Genomic DNA, 15800 nt, shown 5'->3' on the forward strand with positions numbered 1-15800 from the left:
AGAATGCCGCGGAGTATAACGGACCGCCCTTACATGAGCCTGCTTCTGCCCACCCCGACCATGACCTCCCGCCCCGCCCCTGCCGCCGGCCGCCGTGCCAGCCCCTTCCGCGCCGTGGCGGGCGTACTGGCCATGGCCGGCGCCCTGCTCGCCGCCCCGGCGTTCGCGCAGGGCCCGCGGTATCTGGAGGCGCCGCCGGCACCCGGTACTGGCCCCCGCTCGGCGGACCCCGGCATGGTTCCGGCGGAAAAAGCCGTGAAGGACAAGCGCTACGACGACGCCGTAGAGGGCTTCGACCGCGTGCTGGCCGCCAACCCGCGCAACGCGCAGGCGCGCTTCCAGCGTGCCTGGTCGCTGGCCCAGGCCGGGCGCGAGGACGACGCCATCAAGGCCTTCTCGGAAATGGCCCAGGACTTCCCCGAGCTGCCCGAGCCGCACAACAACCTCGCCCTGCTCTACGCCAAGCGCGGCGACCTGAAGCGTGCCGAAGCCGAACTGCTCGCCGCGCTGGATTCGCGCCCCGACTATGCCATCGCCTATAGCAATCTGGGCGATGTGTACCGGCGCCTGGCCGAACAGGCCTACGCCCAGGCCGTGAAGCGCAATCCGAAGGACACCCGCGCCGCCGCTGCACTGCAGCAGGTACGCCCGGCTGCGGCAGCGCCTGCGCCGGCCAGTGCCCCGGCGGCACGCTGATCATCCACCCCTAGCAGGCTTGCGGGCGCCGGCGATCGTTTCCGAACGTTTGCCAGGCGCCGCCAGCCCCCAATCCCGCATCACGGAGTCCAGAACATGACCGTTTCCCGCCGCATCGTCCTGGCTGGCCTGATGGCCGCCGCCGCCCTGTCTCCACTGGCCGCGATGGCCCAGGGCGCCAGCCCGGCCGCCGCCGCGCCCAAGACCGAGCGCGTGCAGTTCGTCACGAACGCCGGCAAGTTCACCATCGAGGTGTACCCGGAAGCCGCGCCCAAGACCGTCTCCAATTTCATGGAGTACGTGAAAAGCGGCTTCTACGGCGGCACGATCTTCCACCGCGTGATCAATGGCTTCATGGTCCAGGGCGGCGGCTTCGACCGCGACATGAAGGAGAAGCCAACGCGCGCGCCGATTCCGCTCGAAGCGCAGAACGGCCTGAAGAACAAGGCCGGCACCGTGGCCATGGCCCGCACGTCCAATCCGAACTCGGCCACCGCGCAGTTCTTCGTCAATGTGGTGGATAATCCGAACCTCGACTACCCGCAGCCCGATGGCAACGGCTACGCCGTCTTCGGCAAGGTGGTGGAAGGCATGGACACGATCGACAAGATCAAGTCGATGCCCACCACGGCCTACGGCGCCATGCGCAACGTGCCGGCTGCGCCGGTCGTGATCGAATCGGCCACTGTCGTCAAGTAACACCCCGAACACCAACCGCCATAGAACAGAGGTAACGCCATGTCCAAGGTACAACTGCACACCAACCAGGGTGTCATCACCATCGAACTCGACGCCGAAAAGGCACCGAAATCGGTCGAAAACTTCCTGTCGTACGTGCGCAAGGGCCACTACGACAACACGGTTTTCCACCGCGTGATCAAGAACTTCATGATCCAGGGCGGCGGTTTCGAACCCGGCATGAAGCAGAAGGACACCGACGCCGCGATCGAGAACGAAGCCGGCAACGGCCTGAAGAACGACAAGTACACCGTGGCGATGGCCCGCACCAACGCGCCGCATTCGGCCACGGCCCAGTTCTTCATCAACGTGGTGGACAACGACTTCCTGAACTTCAGCTCGCCCACGCCGCAAGGCTTCGGCTACGCCGTGTTCGGCAAGATCGTGGAAGGCACCGAAGTGGTCGACCAGATCAAGGCCGTGCGCACGGGCAGCTCGGGCTTCCACCAGGACGTACCGGTGGATGACGTGGTGATCGAAAAGGCCGTTGTGGTCGAATAAGTGTCTTTGCACCAATCCTGTTGCAATTAATGCTCTCCGCTGGCGGCATGATCCCGAACCCTCGACGCGCATGACCGCCACGCCCCGCCCGCCGGCGTCCGCGCCCCTGCCCTTGCAGGTGCCGGCGCCGGCGTGGTTCATTTCCGACCTCCATCTCACGCCGGGCATGCCCCGCACGCTGGCCGCGTTCCGGCGTGTGCTGGACCGCGCCGCGCAAGACGCGCGCGCGCTGTTTATCCTTGGCGATTTCTTTGAATTCTGGGTCGGCGACGAAGAAACGGCCTCGCCGTTCGCCGCCGATGTGGCTGCGTCGCTACGGCGCCTGGCCGATGCCGGCGTGTCGGTGTACCTGATGCACGGCAACCGCGATTTCCTGATCGGCGCGCACTTCGCGGCGGCTGCCGGCGCCACGCTGCTGCCCGATCCCACGCTGATTGAGTGTGCCGGCCAGCGCGTGGTCCTGAGTCACGGCGACATGCTCTGTACCGATGACGTCCGCTACATGCGCTTCCGCCACTGGACGCGCAAGCGCTGGGTGCAGCGGCTGTTCCTGGCGTTGCCGCTCTCGGCACGCATGGCCGTGGCGCAACGGCTGCGCGCGGACAGCGAGGCAGGCCGCGCGCGGCAACTGGCCAATCCGGCCGCCACCCCACCCACCTACGGCGATGCCACGCCCGCCGCCGTCGCCGCGCTGCTGGACGTCCATGGCGCCGCCACGCTCATCCACGGCCATACCCACCGGCCCGCGCGCCATGCCCACGGCGAGACCGTGCGCTGGGTGCTGACCGACTGGGATCTCGATGGCCGCCATCCGCGCGCGGCCGTGCTGCGGCTTGGCGCGGATGGCTTCACGGTGCTGCCCCAACTCGACTAGGTCGACTAGGTCGACCGAGGCAGCGATCCGTTGCCTACTTCATCATCTTGCGCAGTTCGCTCGCGTCGAAGCGGTCGTTCGGTGTGTTTTCGAGATGCTCGCCAAGACGGTCGAGCGCGGCCAGCACGGCCTCGATGCGATCATGCTGCTTGGCGGCGTTGTCGATCAGGCTCTTGAGCGCCAGCGAGACCGGGTCGTCCGCGTTCGGCGTGATGCCGTAGGCCGAGAACTCCTGCTTGGCGCCCTGCTGCGCCGCTGGCGCGTCAGGCATGATGATGCGCGCGGGAATGCCCACGGCCGTGGCGCCAGGCGGCACCGGCTTCAGCACCACGGCGTTCGAGCCCACGCGGGCGCCATCACCCACAACGAAGCCGCCCAGCACCTTGGCCCCGGCGCTGACCACCACGCCCGCGCCCAGCGTCGGATGCCGCTTCTGGCCCTTGTATAGCGAGGTGCCGCCCAGCGTCACGCCCTGGTAAATCGTGCAGTCGTCGCCGATCTCGGCGGTCTCGCCAATCACCACGCCCATGCCGTGATCGATGAACACGCGCCGGCCCAGCTTGACCGCCGGATGGATCTCGATGCCGGTGAGAAAGCGCGACCAGTGCGAAATCCATCGGCCCAGCCAGTGCAGGCCACCGCGCCAGCACACGTTGGCCACGCGGTGGAATATCACGGCGTGCAGCCCGGGATAGCAGGTCAGCACTTCCAGACGGCTGCGCGCGGCGGGATCGCGCAGCATGATCGTGTCGATATCTTCCTTCAGGCGAGTGAACATCTTTATCGTGTCGTGAGCGGTCGCCGGCGCCGTGTTTGGCCGGAGCGCTTTTTTTAGTATCAAGGGACAGGACTCGGGGGACGTCCAGGCGCGCGAGCAGGGAGTGTAAGAGATTTGTGAGCCTGCCGCCCGGCCATGGGCGCCGCCCCCGACGTCGTCAGGGACTTTGCGCGGGGCCCGGGTTCAACATCGTGCCGGCGTGGGTGCCAGAGATGCAGGGATCAACACTGCCGCGATAGTCGTCACAGTCTTACGGTTCCTTGTCAGTCTCGCCGGGCTTATCGGACGTCTTGGACGGTTGGGACGTTTTGGAGGTTTCGATCTTGTCCGATGGGTCGCCCGCCGCGATCATCATCCGCTTGGCAATGCCGCGCAGGATATTGACCTCCTCGCGCTCCAGCCCGGCCCGCGCGAACAGGCGCCGCAGACGCGACATCAGCTTGCGCGGGTTGGTCGGATCGAGAAAGCCGATGGCCGCCAGGCCCGCCTGGAGGTGACCGAACATCGATTCGATCTGCTCGGCCGTGGCGGGCTCCCCAGCATAGCCGATATCACGCGAGGCGTCCCGGCGCGCCTCGGGCGCGGCCAACAGCGCCAGACGCATCTCATAGGTGATCAACTGCACCGCCTGGGCGAGGTTCAGCGAGGCATACGCCGGATTCGCCGGAATGTGGGTCACGGCGGCGCAGCGCTCCACCGCGTCGTTGGGCAGGCCGTAGCGCTCGTTGCCGAACACGAAGGCGATCACGGCATCGGGTGCTGCTGCCAGCACTTCATACCCGCGCGCTGCGGCATCGCGCGGCAGCAGGCGCGGCGGGCCGAACTCGCGTTGGCGGGCGGTCATCGCCACGGTATAGGCCGCGCCAGCCAACGCGGATTCGATATCCGGGACGATTTGTGCATCAACAAGCACATCGCCAGCGCCGCTGGCCATCGCCACGGCATCGGGGTGATGGCGCACGTCCGGCTCGCGCGGATTCACCAGCACAAGGCTGCCGGCCCCCGCGCCAAAGCCCATGGTCTTCATCGCCCGCGCGACCGATCCGACATTGCCGGGGTGGCTGGTTTCGATGAGCACCACGCGCACACGGTGAAAAATGGACAACGCATCACTTACAGGCGTCGATCCGTCTGGCAGGGTCTTTTGGGTTTCCGAAGCGGAGTCTTTGTTCATTCAGTGGAGTTCAGGTAGCCGGGCTCGTGCGGTGGGCCGGCTTCCTATACAATGCAGCCTTCAAATTTGTGGGTGCGGCGCCGGTTGTCCGGGCGGCGTGCCTCGTTCTTCTACAATTCGTTGTGTTGTTCGGCCGGTTATTGGGCCCCCCGCACGCGCCGCCGCGAGGCCTGGCGTGCCGGTGCGCGCCCCTGCCCCGCCGCCTGGAGAGATTCATGCATCCGATGCTCAATATCGCCGTCAAGGCGGCCCGCAAGGCGGGTTCCATCATCAACCGCGCGTCCATGGACGTCGATCTCGTGCGCGTTTCGCGCAAGCAACACAACGATTTCGTGACCGAGGTCGATCGCAGCGCCGAAGCCGCGATCATCGAGATCATCCGCACCGCCTATCCCGAGCACGCCATTCTAGCGGAAGAGTCCGGCCAGTCCTGGGTCGACGGCGATCCGGAAGCCGAATACACGTGGGTCATCGACCCGCTGGACGGCACCACCAACTTCATCCACGGTTTTCCGCAGTACGCGGTCTCCATCGGCCAGTTGCACAAGGGCGTGCCCGTGCAGGCCGTGGTCTACGACCCCACGCGCGATGAACTGTTCACCGCCAGCAAGGGCGCCGGCGCGTTCCTGAACAACCGCCGCATCCGCGTGACCCGCCGTGACAAGCTGGCCGACTGCCTGATCGGCACCGGCTTCCCGTTCCGCGACCTGGAAGGCGTGGACGAATACCTCGAAATGTTCGCGCTGATGACGCGTAGCTGCGCCGGCCTGCGTCGCCCGGGCGCCGCCGCGCTGGACCTGGCCTACGTGGCCTGCGGCCGCCTGGACGGCTTCTTCGAACGCGGCCTGAAGCCGTGGGACATGGCCGCCGGCATGCTGCTGATCACCGAGGCTGGTGGCCTGGTGGGCAACTACGCGGGCGAATCGCGCCAAATGGAACAGGGCGAAGTGCTGGCCGGCAACCCGAAGGCGTTCGCGCAGATGGTGCGTCTGCTGTCGCCCTTCTCGTTGGACAACGCCAAGCCGTCCACCGCGATCTAAGCGACCCACGCGGCTCGCTGCACGCTACAACAGGCGCCTCCGGGCGCCTGTTTTTCGTTAACTCTCGAGCGTGCAACCGCTCGGCAACACCATCGACGTGAGGCCATCGCCGCGCACGGCACAGGTCCATCCGCCGTTCGTGAGCCTGCCAACCGTGATCCGTGCACCGCGCACCAGGGGATGCACCTCGCCATCGAGCAGCACGACGATCGCGCCCGAGCCATCGGCATTGAACGCGAAGGTATCGGCCGTCGCCGTCAGCGTCGAGCGCACGTAGCCAAGCGTGCCCACCGGGTCCGGGAACGCGAACACGCCGTTGTGAATGCGCTCCTCCACGGCCGTCTTGTAGTTCGCGGCCTCCCAGAACCCGCGTGAGATCTGCGTCTTGATGATGTATTGCTGATAGGCCGGAATCGCCAGCGCGGCAAGGATGCCGATGACGGCCACGACGATCATCATTTCGATCAGCGTAAATCCCCGGCGCAGCCGCTGGGGCAGTCGGGGGTTGTCTGTTGGGATGTTTGGCATCGGGCGATTCCGGCAGGTTGACCGCCTACTCCTATCCAAACTACGTGCCAGCCGCAAAAACCCCCAAAAGTGACAGGATTTGGCGCAATTCCGCCGCCGAACCGGCGTGGGTGACAGTTTGCCGCGTGACATATCCGCCGCCTGACAATTCTCGTCAGGTGCGCCGACTTTTTCAGAATCCTCCCAAAGACCTTGGGCTGCCCGGCCCCTACGATGGGTTGCACCAGAGAACTCTCATATTTTATGCATGGGCAAAAAATATCTTGACCCGCTTCTTTGTTGTCCATACACTAATTCCGTCTTCATCGAGTTCGATGCCGCCAAGAGTCTCGTCAACCGCTTCAAGCATGGCGTGTCGCTGGAGGTGGCAGTCATGCTCGATCTGGACGCCGCGCAGGTCGTCATCGACACCCCCTACGACTACAACGAGGCCCGCACGATTGCGGTGGGTCCGATTGGTCAACGGATCTACGTGATGGTCTACACGATGCGCGGCAATGTGATGCGGGTGATCAGCCTGCGCAAGGCAAACCGCCGAGAGGTCTTGAACTATGTCGACAAAGCAAACGATCCACATTCCTGACGATGCCGAGGACGCCGCGATCACGCGCGGCGCACTCAGCGCCCCCGACAACCCGCCGCTGACCGACGCGCAGCTCGAGCAAATGCGCCCGGCCCCGCGCCGCGGGCGCCCCGCCCTGCCGCCGGAGGCCCGCAAGGTCACGCTGAACATGCGCGCGGACCGCGACGTGGTGGAGGCGTTCAAGGCCACCGGCGACGGCTGGCAGACGCGCATCAACGAGATCCTGCGTGCCTATGCACACACGCACCGGATGCTGCCGCGCTGAGCGCGGCGTGATTTCCGACAAGAAGGCCAGCGCTGAGAACATTTCTCACGCATTTTCAGAATTTGCCTCAAGGTGCGGGCACGGGCAGGCAGTAAAATGCCGCTTTGTGCCGTGGCGGAGGCAATCCGCCTGACGGCAATCGATATACCGGCGGCCCGCCGTGGCCGCCCGAGAGGAATGCATGTCCGTAGAAGCCCTTTCCGCCGATCGTGATGCCGGGGACGCCCTCGGCCCCACCCCTGACGTGCCTGCCACGCCAGACACGTCCGCCGAGGCGGCGCCTGGAGACACCACCGCCGCGCCGGACACCAAGTCCACCGCGAAGCGCGGCGCGCCCGAGAAGCACACGCCGATGATGATCCAGTACCTCCGCATCAAGGCGGATCATCCGGACACGCTGCTGTTCTACCGGATGGGGGACTTCTACGAGCTGTTCCATGACGACGCGGAGAAAGCCGCGCGGTTGCTGGACATCACGTTGACGTCGCGCGGACAGTCCGGCGGCGTGCCCATCCGCATGGCCGGTATCCCGTTCCATTCGGTCGACCAGTACCTGATCAAGCTCGTCAAGCTGGGCGAATCGGTGGCGATCTGCGAGCAGATCGGCGATCCGGCCACGAGCAAGGGCCCGGTGGAGCGCAAGGTGGTCCGCATCGTCACGCCGGGCACGCTGACCGACGCCGCGCTGCTGCCGGACAAGGTCGACACGTTCCTGATGGCCGTGCACCAGCAGACCACACGGCGCGGCATCAGCAAGACCGGCCTCGCCTGGCTGAACCTCGCCAGCGGCGAACTGCGGCTGATGGAGTGCGAGGCGGCACAACTGGGCCGCGAACTCGAACGGATCCGCCCCGCCGAACTGCTGTTTGCCGATGGCATCGACCTGCCGGCGCTGACCTGCGCGCGTACCCGGCTGCCGGAGTGGCATTTCGACCAGGATGCCGGCACGCGCCGGCTGCGCGAGCAGATTGGCGTGGCAAGTCTGGAACCGTTCGGCTGCGCGGGCCTCGGCGCGGCGCTTGGCGCGGCCGGCGCGCTGCTGAATTACGCGGCGGCCACCCAGGGCCAGTCGCTACGGCATGTACAGGGCGTGACCGTCGAACGCGAATCGGAATTCGTGGGCCTCGATTCGGCCACGCGGCGCAACCTGGAACTGACGGAAACGCTGCGCGGCGGCGAATCGCCGACGCTGTTCTCGCTGCTCGACACCTGCGCCACGGCGATGGGCAGCCGCGCGCTGCGCCACTGGCTCCATCACCCGCTGCGCGACCCCGCGCTGCCGCGTGCGCGCCAGCAGGCCATCGGCGCGCTGATCGCCCAGGACCCGGACGCCCTGCGCACCAACCTGCGCCGGCTGGCTGACGTCGAGCGCATCACGTCCCGGCTCGCCCTGCTGACGGCGCGGCCCCGCGACCTGTCGTCGCTGCGCGACACCCTGCGCGCGCTGCCCGACGTGCGCGCCACCGTGACGCTGGCCGACGACGCCCCGCTGCTGGCGCAGACCCTCGACGACCTCGAAATCCCGGAAGACTGCCTCGGCCTGCTGGTGCGAGCCGTCGCCGAGGAACCGTCCACGGTGCTGCGCGACGGCGGCGTGATTGCGCGCGGCTACGATGCCGATCTGGACGAACTACGAGACATTTCCGAGAACTGCGGCCAGTTCCTGATCGACCTCGAGGCACGCGAGCGCTCCCGTACGGGCATCGCCAACCTGCGCGTGGAGTACAACCGCGTGCATGGCTTCTATATAGAGGTGACGAACGGCCAGGCGGACAAGGTGCCCGACGACTACCGCCGGCGCCAGACGCTCAAGAACGCCGAGCGCTACATCACGCCAGAGCTGAAGTCCTTCGAGGACAAGGCGCTGTCCGCACAGGACCGCGCGCTGGCGCGTGAGAAGGTTCTCTACGAAGCGCTGCTCCAGGCCCTGCTGCCGCATATCTCCGCCCTGCAACGCGTGGCGGGCGGGCTGGGGCGGCTCGATGTGCTGGCAGCACTGGCCGAACGGGCCCGCACGCTCGACTGGGTCCAGCCCGAGCGCGTGAGCGAGAACGTGATCGACATCGTGCAAGGCCGCCACCCGGTGGTCGAGGGCCAGCTAGCCGCCGATTCGACCGAGTTCATCCCCAACGACTGCCAGTTGACCGAGGCGCGCAAGCTGCTGCTGATCACCGGCCCGAACATGGGCGGTAAGTCGACGTTCATGCGCCAGACCGCGCTGATCGTGCTGCTGGCATGTGTGGGCGCCTGGGTACCGGCGCGGCGCGCCGTGATCGGTCCGGTCGACCGCATCTTCACGCGGATTGGCGCAGCAGACGATCTTGCCGGCGGCCGTTCCACGTTCATGGTGGAAATGACCGAGGCGGCGGGCATCCTGCACCACGCCACGCCGTCCAGCCTTGTGCTGATGGACGAGATTGGCCGGGGCACCTCGACGTTCGACGGGCTGGCGCTCGCCTGGGCCATCGCCCGCCACCTGCTCTCGCACAACCGCAGCCACACGCTGTTCGCCACCCACTATTTCGAGCTGACGCAGCTGCCGCAGGAGTTCGCGCAGGCGGCCAACGTGCACCTGTCCGCCGTGGAACATGGCGACGGCATCGTGTTCCTGCACGCCGTGCAGGACGGCCCGGCGAGCCAGAGCTATGGCCTGCAGGTCGCCCAACTGGCCGGCGTGCCGCAGCCGGTGATCCGCGCCGCGCGCAAGCATCTGGCCTGGCTGGAACAGCAGTCCGCCGATGCCACCCCCACGCCGCAACTCGACCTGTTCGCCGCGCCCGCTGCGCCGCCGGACGAAGATGAGGAGGCGGACGGGGAAGGCGGGGCCGCAGCGTTGCCGGTCGATGCGGCCGCCCTGGAGGCGCTCGACGCGCTGGCTGACATCGACCCCGACAGCCTGACGCCGCGCGACGCGCTCGATGCGCTGTACCGGCTCAAGGCGCTGGCGGAGAGCAAGCCCTCCGTATGACGGCACATCGGCGGGTCTGGCGGCACATGGCGGTGGCCGCGGTTTGCTGGACGGCATGTGCCGGGCCCGGGCTCGCCCACGCGGCCCGGACCGGGCGCGTCGCGCCACCCCCGCCGGCAGCGGTGCAGCCCGTGCGCATCGCGCTGATCGCCGATGTGCCGCAATGGCCGGCGGCCGAGGCCGACACGGCCGCATTATTCGATCTGATGTCGACCCAGCAGGTGGCGCTGATCGTCCATGCCGGCGGCATCAAGGGCGATACCGAGTCGTGTGGCGATGCCGTGCTGAACGTGCGCCAGCGCGTGCTCGACGACGCGCCACTACCGCTGCTCTATGTGCCGGGCGAGAACGACTGGGCCGAATGCCAGAAGCCGGTGAACGGCGAGTTCGACGCGGTGGAACGGTTGAACCGGCTGCGCGAACTGTACTTCCCGGTGGACGCCACGCTGGGGCGCCGTACGCTGCCGGTTACGCGCCAGTCGGACCAGGCCACGTTCCGCAGCTACCGGGAAAACGCCCGCATGGTACTGGGCAACGTGCTGATCGTCGGCATGAACCTGCCGGGCGACAACAACCACTATCGTACCGAGGGCGGCCGCAACGGCGAGTTCGAGGACCGGCGCGAGGCCAATCGGCAGTGGCTCTCCCGCGCGTTCTCGGTGGCCGAGCAGCGTGACCTCGACGGCGTGGTGGTGGTCGGCCATGCCGATCCAATGTTCGGCAATGGCTGGGAGAAGCGTGGCAAGCCGACCCTGTTCGATGGCTTCCTGCGACGCGGCGCGCGTGATGGCTATCTGGAGTTCAAGCGCCAGTTGCGCGAACTGGCCGGCAAGTACAAGGGCCAGGTCCTACTCGTCCATGCGAGCGACAGCGGTTTCAGCGTGGACAAGCCGCTGCGGGACGCGGCGGGCAAGTCCATAGCCAATGTCACGCGCGTGGCCCTGCCGGTGGGATCGCCCTCCCGCTGGACCGAGTTGACGGTGTCGCCGGGCTCGCGGGCGGTGTTCCAGGTGAAGCTGCGCGACGGGGTGAAGGGCAACTAGCCGGAAACGGCGGGGAATTAAAGGAACTGCGAGCCCGAAAACCCAAAGAAAAAGCCGGCAATTGCCGGCTTCTTCGTTGTCCTGCGACGACCCCATCGCAGCACTGCGGCCCGCCTTGCGGACGGGCTCACGCATCGCTCAATTGTTTGGGAAGATCAGTGGAGCGTGCGAGGGCTGTCGTCGCCGTCCTCGTCCTCATCCACCACTTCGATGCCCGAGGCACCGTGGGCGTGGCCGTGCTCGACTTCATCGCTGGTCGCCTCGCGCACTTCCGACACTTTCAGCCAGAAACGCAGTGCCATGCCGGCGAGCGGATGGTTGCCGTCCAGCACCACCTTGTCTTCGGCCACGTCAGTGATCGTGTAGATGATGGAGTCTTCGTCGTCGCCGTCCTCGGGCACGCCCTCGAACTGCATGCCGACTTCCAGCGGCTCCGGAAAGCGATTGCGCGGCTCCACCTTCACGAGGTCGGCATCGTAGTCGCCGAAGGCCTCATCGGGTTCCAGCTGCAGCTGGGTCTCAAAGCCGGCGTCGTGGCCGTCCAGCGCTTCCTCGATCTTCGGGAACGTGCCATCATACCCGCCGTGCAAATAGACCATGGGCTCATCCGACTCTTCGATCAGATTGCCCTGCGTGTCCGACAGCTTGTACACCACGGACACCACCGTGTTCTTAGCGATTTTCAATTCTTGACTCCATGAGCGATTCCGCATTATACGCGCAGGCCTTGCCTGCGGGCCCCATCGATCCCGACGCGCCGCTCACGCTGCTTGGGGGCATGACACCCGCCGTGTTCATGCGCGAGATCTGGCACCGCAAACCTTTGCTGATTCGACAGGCAGTGCCCGGAATCGTGCCGCCTGTGTCGCGTGAAGCGCTTTTTGACCTGGCCGACCGCGAGGACGTGGAGTCGCGCCTGGTGTCGTACTTTCGCAACCGTTGGAAGCTCGAGCACGGCCCGTTTGCCGAGGACAACCTCCCTTCGCGCAAGGCCACCAAGTGGACGCTGCTGGTGCAGGGCGTCAACCTGCACGACCAGGCCGCGGCCGACCTGATGAGCCAGTTCCGCTTCGTGCCCGACGCGCGGCTCGACGATGTGATGATCAGCTACGCCACGGACGGCGGCGGCGTGGGTCCGCACTTCGATTCCTATGATGTCTTCCTGTTGCAAGTATCGGGCCGACGCCGCTGGCGCATTTCGTCACAAACCAAGCTCGACCTGATTCCCGACATGCCGCTGAAGATCCTGTCGGACTTCACGGCCGAGGAGGAATGGGTGCTGGAACCCGGCGACATGCTGTACCTGCCGCCGCAGTACGCGCACGACGGGGTGGCCGAGGGCGAGTGCATGACCGCTTCTATCGGCTTCCGCGCCCCTGCCTACCGGGAGCTGGCCGGCCATTTCCTCGCGTGGCTATCGGAAACGGTGGAAGGCAACGAGGGCCTCGACGGCCGCTACGCCGACGCCGACGAGACCGCGACGGCGCATCCCGCGCAGATGCCGGCCGGGCTGGGCCGCGCAGTGGCCGAGCGGCTCCAGGCGATGAAATGGAACAGCGCCATGGTGTCCGAGTTCCTCGGCTCGCACCTCTCCGAGCCGAAGCAATCGGTGATGTTCGCCGAGGTCGAGGAAATTCCACTGCGCAAGTACACGAAGCTGGCCCAGGCGCATGGCGTAGTCCTTGCTCCGGGTTCCATTGCGCTCTATGACCGTACGCATTTCTTCCTCAACGGCGAGGCCTACGAACCGCCGGCATCGCTGGCGAAATGGCTGCGTCGGCTCGCGGACCACCGTCATCTGACCGCTGCGGAGGTCACTGCGTGCGCCGCGCTGCCCGACTTGATGGATACCTTCCACGACTGGACGCTGGAAGGCTGGTTGCAGATTGCGCCTGTACGCGTGTAATAATGCGTAACAAAGAGAACCAGCAAATTTCGACTGTACACAAGCAGGGGAAACGCGGATATAATCGCCCGCTGGCTAGTACTGTGTACCACTGCATTGTCGGCACCCGGGAGAGCCTCAAATTTGCAGTTCAAGAGCGATAATTACCGGTAATTATTCATCGCCTGTTTTCAGTAATTAAAAGTTAAAGGACGAAAAATGAAGAAGTCTCTCCTGATCGCATCCCTGCTGGCAGCTGTTGCCCTGGCCGCTTGTGGCAAGAAGGAAGAAGCTGCCGCTCCGGCCGCTGACACGGCTGCTCCGGCTGCCACGGCTCCCGCCGCTGACGCATCGGCTCCGGCCGCTGCTCCGGCTGCTGACGCATCGGCTCCGGCCGCTGCCCCGGCTGCTGACGCATCGGCTCCGGCCGCTGACGCTTCGGCCCCGGCTGCCAAGCAGTAATCGGATTACTCCGATAAAAAAGCCGACCTTCGGGTCGGCTTTTTTATTGCCCGCGATTTACTCGCGGCGCGCCCGGTAGTCCGGCGCATCATCTCGGCTTCAGCACCGTTCCGGCCTCAGATAATCTTGAATCACATGCCGCGGACCGGTTGCCATCCCAGCCCCTCCTCCTGATCTGCAATCAGGATCTCCTCCGGCGCCACCCCAAGCACGGCCGCAAGTGCCCCCGAGGCCAGCGCGCGCGTGTTGTTCTGTTGACTCAAATGAGCGGCCACCACGCGTGACAGCCCGCCATGCGCCACCCGCGACAGGATCGCCGCCGCCACTTCATTGGCCAGGTGCCCGAAATCCCCGCCGATACGCCGTTTCAACGAATACGGATAAGCCGAATTCCGCAGCATCTCGCGGTCATGGTTGCACTCCAGAACCAGCGCATCCACGCCAGCGAGCCGCGCTGTGACGTAGGGGGTCTCCATGCCGGCATCGGTTAGCACGCCAAGCCGCGCGTTGCCATCGGTCAGCACGAACTGAAGCGGCTCGCGGGCATCGTGCGGAACCGTGTACGGCAGAATCTGCAAGCCGCCCACCGAGAACGCGTGGTCGGCGCAGCACACGCGCACATCGGCCACATCGGCGCCGCGCATGTGCGCGGTGGCGAGCCAGGTGCCGTGACTGGTATGAACCGGAAGCTTGTGGCGCGCGGCGAACGCGTAGGCCGAACCCACGTGGTCGCCATGCTCATGCGTGACCAGTACCGCGTCGAGCTGGCCCGGCGTGACGCCGAGCCGCTCGAGCCGGCGCGCGGTCTCACGGATGCCGAACCCGCAGTCGAGCAGCACACGGGTCACCGTGGTGCCATCGACGGCCTCGATCAGCAGCGAGTTGCCTTCGCTGCCACTGCCCAAAAAAGCAAAGCGCATCATCGATGCGCTCGCTCGGGATGGCTCCCGACGGCAGGAGCCGTCGGGACCGTCTGACTGCGACAAAGACCCATCAGTGCAGTTGCTCGTCCAGCAGCGACAGGATCTTCTTGCCGATTTCGGTGTTCTCCGGCTGGCCGGCCTCGTTCAGCACGGTGACCGTGGTGCCCGTGCCGTTGCCCTTGAGCGCCACGCGGTACTTCTTGGCCGTCTTGCCGTCGTTCGCCTTCGTGAACAGCTTCGAGAAGAAGCCGCGATCGTCCACGCTGGTACGCGGATCCACATAGCGCACGTAGTACAGGCCCTGGGCACGGTCACGATCTTCCACCGTGAAGTTCACGCGATCCAGCGAAAGGCCGACCGAGCGCCAGGCGCGATCGAACGGCTCCGGCAATTGCAGCGCCGGCGTGCCATTGACTTGCGACATAAACGACTTGCTGCCGTCGGCCGACGGTGCGCCGGTGGCTGCAGCGGCGCCGATGCCAGTGGCGGCGGCGGTGCCCACCGCTGGCGTGGCGGCATTGGCGGCCGCGTCATTCGTGCCGATGCCGGCCGGCGTCGGGTTCTTGGCCATGCGGTCGGCCTGCTCCTTCTGCACGCCCAGGCGCTGGGCCAGGCGGGACAGGAATTCGGCTTCCAGCTCAGGATCGGCCGGGCGCGGCGTCCAGACCGTGCTGGTCTTGTCCACACCGGTCAGCTGTTCCTGCGCACCGCGATGGCTGATGAACACCTCGAGCTGGCCGTTCTGCGACCGCTCCACGCGCGTGCGGAACTTGTCGCGCTCGGACGTCGAGTACAGGCCGTCGAACACCTTGCCAATGGTGTTGCGGATGATGTCCTGCGGGATCTTGGCGCGGTTCTCAGCCCAGTCCGTTTCCATGATGCCGGTCTCGGGCGAGTCCTGCACCAACAGGAAGCCGCTCTCCTGCCAGAAGCCGCGCAGGGTCTGCCAGAGCTGGTCGGCACGCATGCCGTTGCTGATCACGAGCCAGCGCTGGTTGCCGTCGCGTTCCATGCGCACGCCCTGGGCGCCCGGCAGCACGTTGTCGGTCGGGCTGGCCTCGCGGGCACGCCCGGCGTTGGCCTGGGTGTAGTTCGAGAGCGTGGACGTGCCAGAGGCATCGGGCACCGTGTAGCGGCGCTCGCCGTCGAGCTTGGTCAGGTCCGGCGGAATGTCCAGCGATGCCGTCTTCTTGCCCTGGGACTTGTAGTCGATCTTGTCCGGCTGCATGGCCTCATTGATGCTGCTGCAGCCGGCGATCAGGGTCAGGGCCAGCACGGGCGCGACCATGGCGGCACGGCGGACTTGCGTCGCGCCGCGACGGTTAAGCTTCTGTTTCATTGA

At 66.2% G+C, this 15800-nt stretch carries 17 protein-coding genes; 11 read left to right on the top strand and 6 right to left on the bottom strand.

Translation table 11 applies throughout. From position 1 onward, the window contains the following. Nucleotides 1-33: 33 nt before the first annotated feature. The 4 genes from AB4Z27_RS01495 (at nucleotide 34) to AB4Z27_RS01510 (ending at nucleotide 2809) form a co-directional block, all read left to right on the top strand. Nucleotides 34-696 carry a tetratricopeptide repeat protein gene (locus AB4Z27_RS01495; protein WP_441592099.1) on the top strand — a complete coding sequence of 221 codons (663 nt, stop codon included), beginning with the start codon at nucleotides 34-36 and terminating at the stop codon, nucleotides 694-696. A 96-nt stretch (nucleotides 697-792) separates the two neighbouring features. Then, a complete protein-coding gene (locus AB4Z27_RS01500; RefSeq protein WP_092292683.1) occupies nucleotides 793-1395 on the top strand; it encodes a peptidylprolyl isomerase in 603 nt (200 codons plus the stop codon). 39 nt (nucleotides 1396-1434) lie between these two features. Next, on the top strand, nucleotides 1435-1935 hold the full coding sequence (locus AB4Z27_RS01505; RefSeq protein WP_092292681.1) for a peptidylprolyl isomerase: 501 nt from the start codon (nucleotides 1435-1437) through the stop codon (nucleotides 1933-1935). A 70-nt stretch (nucleotides 1936-2005) separates the two neighbouring features. After that, the gene (locus AB4Z27_RS01510; RefSeq protein ID WP_441592095.1) at nucleotides 2006-2809 is read left to right on the top strand and encodes a UDP-2,3-diacylglucosamine diphosphatase; all 804 of its coding nucleotides are present in this window, start codon (nucleotides 2006-2008) and stop codon (nucleotides 2807-2809) included. Nucleotides 2810-2843: 34 nt separating this feature from the next. On the opposite strand, the gene cysE is transcribed toward AB4Z27_RS01510, so the two are convergent. After that, nucleotides 2844-3587, bottom strand: a complete 744-nt coding sequence (gene cysE / locus AB4Z27_RS01515; protein WP_092292677.1) for a serine O-acetyltransferase — start codon at nucleotides 3585-3587, stop codon at nucleotides 2844-2846. A 250-nt stretch (nucleotides 3588-3837) separates the two neighbouring features. Next, entirely contained in the window at nucleotides 3838-4761 is a 924-nt protein-coding gene (locus AB4Z27_RS01520; RefSeq protein WP_441643819.1) for an RNA methyltransferase, read from the bottom strand. A 215-nt stretch (nucleotides 4762-4976) separates the two neighbouring features. On the opposite strand from AB4Z27_RS01520, the gene AB4Z27_RS01525 reads away from it, so the two are divergent. Then, nucleotides 4977-5801: an inositol monophosphatase family protein gene (locus AB4Z27_RS01525; protein WP_441643820.1), complete on the top strand. Its 825-nt coding sequence runs from the start codon at nucleotides 4977-4979 to the stop codon at nucleotides 5799-5801. A gap of 57 nt (nucleotides 5802-5858) precedes the next feature. On the opposite strand, the gene AB4Z27_RS01530 is transcribed toward AB4Z27_RS01525, so the two are convergent. Then, nucleotides 5859-6329: a pilin gene (locus AB4Z27_RS01530; protein ID WP_441592092.1), complete on the bottom strand. Its 471-nt coding sequence runs from the start codon at nucleotides 6327-6329 to the stop codon at nucleotides 5859-5861. Nucleotides 6330-6576: 247 nt separating this feature from the next. Here AB4Z27_RS01530 and AB4Z27_RS01535 point away from each other — a divergent pair, with 247 nt between their 5' ends. The 4 genes from AB4Z27_RS01535 to AB4Z27_RS01550 all read left to right on the top strand — a co-directional run bounded on the left by AB4Z27_RS01535 (nucleotide 6577) and on the right by AB4Z27_RS01550 (nucleotide 11188). Beyond that, nucleotides 6577-6912 (top strand): BrnT family toxin, encoded by a 336-nt coding sequence (locus AB4Z27_RS01535; RefSeq protein ID WP_441643821.1) that lies wholly within the window; start codon nucleotides 6577-6579, stop codon nucleotides 6910-6912. Further along, nucleotides 6881-7177 (top strand): BrnA antitoxin family protein, encoded by a 297-nt coding sequence (locus AB4Z27_RS01540; RefSeq protein WP_441592088.1) that lies wholly within the window; start codon nucleotides 6881-6883, stop codon nucleotides 7175-7177. Before AB4Z27_RS01535 ends, AB4Z27_RS01540 begins: the two co-directional genes overlap by 32 nt. Nucleotides 7178-7529: 352 nt before the next feature. Continuing rightward, a complete protein-coding gene (mutS, locus tag AB4Z27_RS01545; protein ID WP_092293299.1) occupies nucleotides 7530-10145 on the top strand; it encodes a DNA mismatch repair protein MutS in 2616 nt (871 codons plus the stop codon). After that, the gene (locus AB4Z27_RS01550) at nucleotides 10142-11188 is read left to right on the top strand and encodes a hypothetical protein (RefSeq protein WP_369823388.1); all 1047 of its coding nucleotides are present in this window, start codon (nucleotides 10142-10144) and stop codon (nucleotides 11186-11188) included. Before mutS ends, AB4Z27_RS01550 begins: the two co-directional genes overlap by 4 nt. A gap of 155 nt (nucleotides 11189-11343) precedes the next feature. Here the strand turns inward: AB4Z27_RS01550 and AB4Z27_RS01555 are convergent, their stop codons facing one another. Then, a complete protein-coding gene (locus tag AB4Z27_RS01555; RefSeq protein WP_092292663.1) occupies nucleotides 11344-11874 on the bottom strand; it encodes an FKBP-type peptidyl-prolyl cis-trans isomerase in 531 nt (176 codons plus the stop codon). A gap of 11 nt (nucleotides 11875-11885) precedes the next feature. Between AB4Z27_RS01555 and AB4Z27_RS01560 the strand changes: the two genes are divergently transcribed. Then, the gene (locus tag AB4Z27_RS01560; protein ID WP_441643822.1) at nucleotides 11886-13094 is read left to right on the top strand and encodes a ribosomal protein uL16 3-hydroxylase; all 1209 of its coding nucleotides are present in this window, start codon (nucleotides 11886-11888) and stop codon (nucleotides 13092-13094) included. Nucleotides 13095-13292: 198 nt separating this feature from the next. Next, complete coding sequence (locus AB4Z27_RS01565; RefSeq protein WP_092292661.1) at nucleotides 13293-13535, top strand: hypothetical protein; 243 nt, start codon at nucleotides 13293-13295, stop codon at nucleotides 13533-13535. A gap of 131 nt (nucleotides 13536-13666) precedes the next feature. Here AB4Z27_RS01565 and AB4Z27_RS01570 read toward each other — a convergent pair whose 3' ends face one another. Together AB4Z27_RS01570 and bamC are read right to left on the bottom strand one after the other, a co-directional pair. Then, the gene (locus AB4Z27_RS01570) at nucleotides 13667-14458 is read right to left on the bottom strand and encodes an MBL fold metallo-hydrolase (protein WP_092292659.1); all 792 of its coding nucleotides are present in this window, start codon (nucleotides 14456-14458) and stop codon (nucleotides 13667-13669) included. A 70-nt stretch (nucleotides 14459-14528) separates the two neighbouring features. Further along, complete coding sequence (gene bamC / locus AB4Z27_RS01575; protein ID WP_092292657.1) at nucleotides 14529-15797, bottom strand: outer membrane protein assembly factor BamC; 1269 nt, start codon at nucleotides 15795-15797, stop codon at nucleotides 14529-14531. Nucleotides 15798-15800: the final 3 nt, after the last annotated feature.

The organism is Cupriavidus sp. KB_39, assembly GCF_052114485.1.
Taxonomy (GTDB): domain Bacteria; phylum Pseudomonadota; class Gammaproteobacteria; order Burkholderiales; family Burkholderiaceae; genus Cupriavidus.

Coding starts and splice junctions, on each gene's coding strand:
- AB4Z27_RS01565 (WP_092292661.1), top strand. CDS start 13,293: ATGAAGAAGTCTCTCCTGATCGCATCCCTGCTGGCAGCTGTTGCCCTG.
- AB4Z27_RS01540 (WP_441592088.1), top strand. CDS start 6,881: ATGTCGACAAAGCAAACGATCCACATTCCTGACGATGCCGAGGACGCC.
- AB4Z27_RS01520 (WP_441643819.1), bottom strand. CDS start 4,761: ATGAACAAAGACTCCGCTTCGGAAACCCAAAAGACCCTGCCAGACGGA.
- AB4Z27_RS01535 (WP_441643821.1), top strand. CDS start 6,577: ATGGGCAAAAAATATCTTGACCCGCTTCTTTGTTGTCCATACACTAAT.
- AB4Z27_RS01560 (WP_441643822.1), top strand. CDS start 11,886: ATGAGCGATTCCGCATTATACGCGCAGGCCTTGCCTGCGGGCCCCATC.
- AB4Z27_RS01495 (WP_441592099.1), top strand. CDS start 34: ATGAGCCTGCTTCTGCCCACCCCGACCATGACCTCCCGCCCCGCCCCT.
- AB4Z27_RS01570 (WP_092292659.1), bottom strand. CDS start 14,458: ATGATGCGCTTTGCTTTTTTGGGCAGTGGCAGCGAAGGCAACTCGCTG.
- AB4Z27_RS01550 (WP_369823388.1), top strand. CDS start 10,142: ATGACGGCACATCGGCGGGTCTGGCGGCACATGGCGGTGGCCGCGGTT.
- bamC (WP_092292657.1), bottom strand. CDS start 15,797: ATGAAACAGAAGCTTAACCGTCGCGGCGCGACGCAAGTCCGCCGTGCC.
- AB4Z27_RS01525 (WP_441643820.1), top strand. CDS start 4,977: ATGCATCCGATGCTCAATATCGCCGTCAAGGCGGCCCGCAAGGCGGGT.
- AB4Z27_RS01510 (WP_441592095.1), top strand. CDS start 2,006: ATGACCGCCACGCCCCGCCCGCCGGCGTCCGCGCCCCTGCCCTTGCAG.
- AB4Z27_RS01505 (WP_092292681.1), top strand. CDS start 1,435: ATGTCCAAGGTACAACTGCACACCAACCAGGGTGTCATCACCATCGAA.
- cysE (WP_092292677.1), bottom strand. CDS start 3,587: ATGTTCACTCGCCTGAAGGAAGATATCGACACGATCATGCTGCGCGAT.
- mutS (WP_092293299.1), top strand. CDS start 7,530: ATGATGATCCAGTACCTCCGCATCAAGGCGGATCATCCGGACACGCTG.
- AB4Z27_RS01530 (WP_441592092.1), bottom strand. CDS start 6,329: ATGCCAAACATCCCAACAGACAACCCCCGACTGCCCCAGCGGCTGCGC.
- AB4Z27_RS01500 (WP_092292683.1), top strand. CDS start 793: ATGACCGTTTCCCGCCGCATCGTCCTGGCTGGCCTGATGGCCGCCGCC.